General features: G+C 73.5%; 3 protein-coding genes. 1 reads left to right on the top strand and 2 read right to left on the bottom strand.

Going from position 1 to position 4,629, the window contains the following annotated elements:
- Positions 1-157: 157 nt before the first annotated feature.
- Positions 158-3,100 (top strand): DnaJ family domain-containing protein, encoded by a 2,943-nt coding sequence (locus tag EF903_RS29060; RefSeq protein WP_125547989.1) that lies wholly within the window; start codon positions 158-160, stop codon positions 3,098-3,100.
- Between the two features lie 57 nt (positions 3,101-3,157).
- Here the strand turns inward: EF903_RS29060 and EF903_RS29055 are convergent, their stop codons facing one another.
- Together EF903_RS29055 and EF903_RS29050 are read right to left on the bottom strand one after the other, a co-directional pair.
- Positions 3,158-3,616 carry a barstar family protein gene (locus tag EF903_RS29055; protein ID WP_221888791.1) on the bottom strand — a complete coding sequence of 153 codons (459 nt, stop codon included), beginning with the start codon at positions 3,614-3,616 and terminating at the stop codon, positions 3,158-3,160.
- A 111-nt stretch (positions 3,617-3,727) separates the two neighbouring features.
- Complete coding sequence (locus tag EF903_RS29050; RefSeq protein WP_125547987.1) at positions 3,728-4,438, bottom strand: TetR/AcrR family transcriptional regulator; 711 nt, start codon at positions 4,436-4,438, stop codon at positions 3,728-3,730.
- Positions 4,439-4,629 lie beyond the last annotated feature (191 nt).

Below are 4,629 nucleotides of genomic sequence, written 5' to 3'. Positions count from 1 at the left end.
GTTCCGGGAAGGGCGGGGTGGGGGACGGCTCCGCGCAGCGGCGCACTCCCCGCCGCCCGCAGGCCGACCGGCGCACCCGGAAAGCCCGGCGGCTCCGGCGCTACGCTGGACGCCGTACGCCCGGCAGGACCCCGTACACCCCTTCGCAGGAGGAACCGTGACCGAGCGCAAGCCCCCGGGAGTGGACTTCGAGTCGTGGGTGGACCGCCAGATCCGCGAAGCCGCCGCCCGCGGCGAATTCGCCGAACTGGAGGGCTTCGGCAAGCCGCTGCCGGCCCATACCCGGCGACAGTGCTACAAATGGTCTCGTGACCCAGCCTTGCAACCCGTGCCGGGGACATCGGTGCGGTCACTGAGCGGGAAGCGCCCGCGGAGCGTCGCCACACAGGTATTCGTCCTCCAGGTGGCGATCGTGGTGCTGCTCGCAGCCGGGGCCGTGCTGGCGCTGGTGCTGCAGTCCCGCAGCGATGTCGAACGCGAGGCCCGGAACCGGTCGGTGTCCGTCGCCGAAACCTTTGCGCACTCGCTCGGGCTGCGCGAGGCCCTGCAGTCCCCGGATCCGTCGGCGATCCTGCAACCGCTCACCGAGGAGACCCGCAAGGCGGCGGGCGTCGACTTCATCGTCGTGATGGACACCCAGGGGATCCGCTACACCCACCCGCTCCCCGACCGCATCGGCAAGCGGTTCGTCGGCACGATCGAGCCGTCACTCGCCGGGCAGGTGCACGTGGAGAGCGTCGAGGGCCCTCTGGGCAAGGAGATCCAGGCCGTCGTGCCCGTCTTCGCCGAGGGCGACAGCGGGCCCGTGGAGGCCCTGGTCTCGGCGGGCATGACCGTCGAGAACGTCAGCGGCCTCGTCGACCGGCAGCTCCCCGTGATCCTCGGCGCCAGCGCGGCCGGACTGGCACTGGGCACCGCGGGCGCCGCCCTGATCAGCAACCGCCTGCGCCGGCAGACCCGCGGCCTCGGCCCGCTCGAGATGACCCGCATGTACGAGCACCACGACGCGGTGCTGCACGCGGTGCGCGAGGGCGTGCTGATCACGGACCGCGACGGCCGGCTGCTCCTCGCGAACGACGAGGCGAAACGGCTCCTCGGCCTGCCGCCCGACGCCGAGGGGCGGCACATCAGCGAGCTCGCCGAACTCGACGGCAACCTCGCCGGCCTGGTGCTTTCCGGCCGCGAGGCGACCGACGAGGTGCTGGAGGCCGGGGAGCGGCTGCTGGTCATCAACCAGCGGCCCACCCGCCCCCGCGGCCGCCCCGAGGGCATGGCGGTCACCATCCGGGACTCCACGGAGATGCGGGTGCTCAGCACGCGCGCGGAAGCCGCCCGAAGGCGGCTGCGGCTGCTGTACGACGCCGGTGTCGGCGTCGGCACCACCCTGGACGTGGAGCGCACCGCCCAGGAACTCGCCGATGTGGCGGTGCCGCGGTTCGCCGACTTCGCGACCGTCGACCTGGCGGAGCCGGTGCTGCGGGGCGACGAGCCCACCGCCGCGCCGGGCGACCTGCGCCGCACCGGCGTCAGCGGCATCCGCGACGACATCCCGCTCTACCCGCGCGGCCGGGTGATCGACTTCCTGCCGTCCACGCCGCAGGCGCGGGGCCTGAGCAGCGGCAGGGCCGAGGTCATCGCCGACCTGAAGAAGGCGCCCGGCTGGTACGCGCAGGACCCGCCGCGTGCGCAGGCCGTCATCGACTACGGCATCCACTCGCTGATCACGGCGCCCCTCAAGGCCCGCGGGGTGGTCCTCGGCGTGGTCAACTTCTGGCGCTCCGAGAAGCCCGAGCCGTTCGACGAGGAGGACCTGTCGCTGGCCGAGGAGCTCGTGGCCCGGGCCGGCGTCAGCATCGACAACGCACGCCGCTACACCCGCGAGCACGCCGTGGCCATCACCCTCCAGCACAGCCTGCTGCCGCGGGACCTGCCGGAGCAGAGCGCCGTGGAGGTGGCCCACTACTACCTGCCCGCGCAGTCGGGGGTGGGCGGCGACTGGTTCGACGTGATCCCCCTGCCCGCCGGGCGGGTCGCCCTCGTCGTCGGCGACGTCGTCGGGCACGGCCTGCACGCGGCGGCCGCCATGGGCCGGCTCCGCACGGCCGTCCTGAACTTCTCCTCCCTGGACCTGCCGCCCGACGAGCTGCTCGCCCGCCTCGACGACCTCGTGCAGTACACCGACCAGAACGGCGAGGGCGGAGGCGCCGAAGGCGGCCTCCTCGGCGCCACCTGCCTGTACGCCGTCTACGACGCGGTGGCGCGGCGCTGCACGGTGGCGCGCGCGGGGCACGTCCCGCCGCTCGTGGTGCACGCGGACGGCAGGGTGGAGGCGCCCGAACTGCCGGCCGGCGCACCGCTGGGCCTGGGCGGGTTTCCGTTCGAGGCCGCCGAACTGGACCTGGAGGAGGGCAGCCGGCTGGTCCTGTACACGGACGGGCTGATCGAGGACCGCGCCCGGGACATCGACGAGGGGCTCGATCTGCTGCGCGCCGCCCTCTCCCGCGCCGGCCGGAGCCCGGAGGACACCGTGCGGGCGGTCCTCGCCGAGCTGCTGCCGGTGCGGGCCCGGGACGATGTCGCCCTGCTCGTCGCCCGTACGTCGTCCCTGCCGGCCGACCGGATCGCCGAATGGGACGTGCCGTTCGAGCCGAGCGCGGTGGGGCAGCTGCGGGCCGCCGCGACGGCGAAGCTGGAGGAGTGGGGGCTCGAGGAACTGGTGTTCGCCACCGAGCTGGTGCTCAGCGAGCTGATCACGAACGCGATCCGGCACGGCGCCGAGCCGGTCCGCGTACGCCTCCTGCGGGACCGGGTGCTGACCTGCGAGGTCTTCGACGGGAGCAGCAGCTCCCCGCGGCTGCACTACGCGACGACGACGGACGAGGGAGGCCGCGGACTGTTCCTCGTCGCCCAGCTGAGCCGGCGGTGGGGGGCCCGGTACACGCCCGAGGGGAAGGTCATCTGGTCGGAGCAGCAGATCCCGGACCTCGGGGAGGGCGACGGGGGCCTGGCGGCGGCCGCGACCGCCGTGGACGCCGCGGGAGCGGCGGGCGCCGTCGACGCCGCCGAGGCCCCGGGCCCTGCGGGGCACGGGGGCGCGTAGGCCGGCGGGGACGACCGTCAGGCGATCGACGCGATCGCACGGGGGTCGCGGAGCGGGTCACCTCGGGCGGGGCGCCTCCTCCAGGTGGGAGCGCAGCTGCTCCTTCAGGGCCTGCACGGCTGCGGCGGCGCACATCATGACCACGACGAGTCTGCCGAGTTCCGTGCCTTCGGGGTTCCGCCTGTAGGACCATCGCCCTCCCGCGCGCAGCAGGGTGGTGAAGAGCAGTCGCCGTCCGGAGGCATCGTCCGGCAGCACCTCGTCCGCCGCCTCGATGATCACTACGTGGTGGTCCGCGGACAGCCACTCCAGGTCGCGCAGGCAGCCGGAGAGGGCGTTCCAGTTCCAGCCGAAGTGGTCGGGCAGTCGCAGACCGTCGTAGAACCGCCGGAAGACGGCGTCGGTGTCGCACATCCCGCGACCGTCGAGGCGCGCCACGTACGTCCTGCCCGTCACGGGGAGCAGCAGCCCGACGGGCACGGCGCCCGTGTCCGGAACCACGTGCAACCAGGGCACGGCACGCATCCGCCCCTCCCTCCTGACCCTCGACCCGCCGGCGGCGCCGGCCGGCAGGGCTGCACAGTGCAGATCCCCCCGAGAGGCGGTCGGGGCGCCCTGCGGACCTCGTCAGCGGATGCCGTACCGTGCGGCCGCGCCGTCGAGGACGAGGGCGAGTCCCTCCTCGAAGTGGGCGTCGTAGTCCTCGAACAGGTGGGGTCCGGCGGCCGCGGCCAGGGGGTGGGCGGCCAGGCGCTCGCCGCGCTCGGCGACGTCGAAGCCCTCGCGGCGCTCGCCCGGCACCGGGTGGACGCCCTGTTCCTCGGTGACGAAGCCGAGCGTGTACAGGAAGGCGGTCGTGAGCGTGCGGACCGCCTGCGGGAGCTCGAAGCCCGCTTCGACCAGGACCCGGAGCTGGGCGTCGACGTGTTCGGCATGGTCGGTCCCGGTGAAGCGCGAGCCGCTGAAGACACGGGCGCCGTCGCGGTAGGAGAGCAGCGCGCGGCGGAGCGCGCGGTTCGAGGCGAGGAGCCTCTCGCGCCAGGCGGAGCCGGGGCCGTCCTCGGGAACGGGCGGGCCGGCGGCGGGCTCCTGCTCGCGGCCTGCGTCGTCGGCGGTCATGCGGCGGACCATCTCCGTCGCCATCTCGTCGATGAGTTCCTGCTTGTTCTTGAAGTGCCAGTAGAGCGCCGGGGCCTTGACGTCCAGCTCGGCTGCGATGGCGCGCAGGGTGAGCTTCTCCAGGCCCGTCTCGTTCAGCAGGCGCAGCGCCGCTTCGGCGACCGTGGCGCGGCTCAGGGGCGGGACGCGGGGGGGTGTGCGGTCGGGCTTGGGGGTCATCGCTGCCTCTTCTCGGCTGCCGCTTCCAGGGGTTGACAGCTTAACAACGTTAAGGGGACACTGGCGATGCGCGACTCCTTAACGCCGTTAAGGAAAGTGGTGCTGCATGCCCCGCGCGCACGTATGGCTCATGCCGGAACGACAGGAAACGGGGGCAGGGAGATGGATGAGTACGGGGTGACGATGACGGC

It is taken from the genome of Streptomyces sp. WAC05292 (genome assembly GCF_003949955.1).
Lineage (GTDB): Bacteria > Actinomycetota > Actinomycetes > Streptomycetales > Streptomycetaceae > Streptomyces > Streptomyces globosus.
The sequence above is the reverse complement of the archived record's forward strand: the minus strand, read 5'-3'. Positions and strand labels throughout refer to the sequence as shown.

Coding starts and splice junctions, on each gene's coding strand:
- EF903_RS29050 (WP_125547987.1), bottom strand. CDS start 4,438: ATGACCCCCAAGCCCGACCGCACACCCCCCCGCGTCCCGCCCCTGAGC.